We start from the raw sequence: 1,454 nt of genomic DNA on the forward strand, positions 1-1,454 counted from the left end.
GGCGGATTCAACCGGTCGTCGCAACACTAGATTGTTGAACAGATTTTAGATACTCGTCCAGGAATTCTGCTGGGGTCTTCCAGCCAAGCGATTTTCTGGGCCGGCAATTGAGCGTATGGGCAACGGCTTGAATCTCCCCGGTGCTCCACCGGGACAGGTCTGTGCCCTTTGGAAAGTATTGTCGTAATAGGCCGTTCGTGTTCTCGTTCGTTCCTCGCTGCCATGGACTGTGCGGATCGGCGAAGAATACTTTTATGCCGGACTCGATGGTGAAGCGGGCGTGATCGGACAGCTCCTTGCCACGATCCCAGGTTAATGATCGCCACAACTGGACAGGCATATCTGTCACCGTCTTCTTGAGCGCATTGGCCATCGTGACCGCTCCGTAGCCAGCCAATGCGGGGCCGTTCTTCGTCCGGGGAATCAAGCCGTAGCCGTTCTCCCGAGGCAAGTGTACGAGCATGGTGAAGCGGCTTGATCTCTCCACCAGCGTGCCAATGGCAGATCGATTTAGGCCGATGAGCAGGTCTCCTTCCCAATGGCCCGGCACAGCACGATCTTCTGCCTCTGCGGGGCGGCTGGAGATCATCACCTCCTCGCTGACGTGTGCCCATGCTTTGGCTCGCGCCCTGGCCCTTGGCACGCGCAACGCTCGTCCGGTGCGCAGGCAACCCACCAGCTCGCGCTTGAGCGCGCCGCGCCCTTGAATGTATAGAGCCTGGTAAATGGCTTCGTGAGAGATACGCATGGATTCATCGTCAGGGAAATCGACCCGTAGGCGGTTGGCGATCTGTTCCGGGGACCAGCCATTAACCCACTTTCGGTCTCCGCGATGCGGCTTATTCCGACCCTTGAAAGGTGCCTGCTGGGGCCCGGCAATCTCACGGCCATCTGCGTCACACACACTGCCTTCCAGGCGGTCCTGCACATAGCGATGCAGTCGCTGGTTGGTTACCAGTTTCGCTGGTTTGGGTCGCTTGGCAAAATGTTCCGCTTTCCATTGTGCAACCGAAGCGCGATATTCGAGGCGAGCACCACGGGTTGCTGCGTTCCGCGTAAGCTCGCGCGAAATGGTTGATGGGCTACGCCCGATACGGCGAGCAATCTCACGCACGCCGATGTTTTGGGCCGAAAGCAACCCGATCTCTTCTCGTTCGGCGAACGACAAGTACCTACCCGATATAGGCTTCGACATGAAAAGTGGCATGCCGCCACGATAGCGGAACCAGCGCGAGCCCACCGCAGAGGACACGCCAACCGCCTCTGCGGCTTTCTCACTCGTGATGCCGGTGGCGACCTGCTTCCAGAATCGACGCTCGACCTCATGTCGAAGTGACGGCGCACCTGGTGAGTGCATCGCTCGTCGCCCGGTTATCTGATATACCCATCCTGCAATTCGACCCACGCAACACCTCCCCGATTAAAGGCGTTGCGACGACCGGTTGAATCCGCCC

1 protein-coding gene is annotated in these 1,454 nt (G+C 58.8%); it reads right to left on the reverse strand.

The features are described 5' to 3' along the window. Nucleotides 1-7: 7 nt before the first annotated feature. The gene (locus PKKP23_RS33350) at nucleotides 8-1,357 is read right to left on the reverse strand and encodes an IS30 family transposase (RefSeq protein ID WP_126880072.1); all 1,350 of its coding nucleotides are present in this window, start codon (nucleotides 1,355-1,357) and stop codon (nucleotides 8-10) included. Nucleotides 1,358-1,454 lie beyond the last annotated feature (97 nt).

Source organism: Paraburkholderia kururiensis JCM 10599 = LMG 19447, assembly GCF_003986935.1.
GTDB lineage: Bacteria > Pseudomonadota > Gammaproteobacteria > Burkholderiales > Burkholderiaceae > Paraburkholderia > Paraburkholderia kururiensis.

Coding starts and splice junctions, on each gene's coding strand:
- PKKP23_RS33350 (WP_126880072.1), bottom strand. CDS start 1,357: ATGCACTCACCAGGTGCGCCGTCACTTCGACATGAGGTCGAGCGTCGA.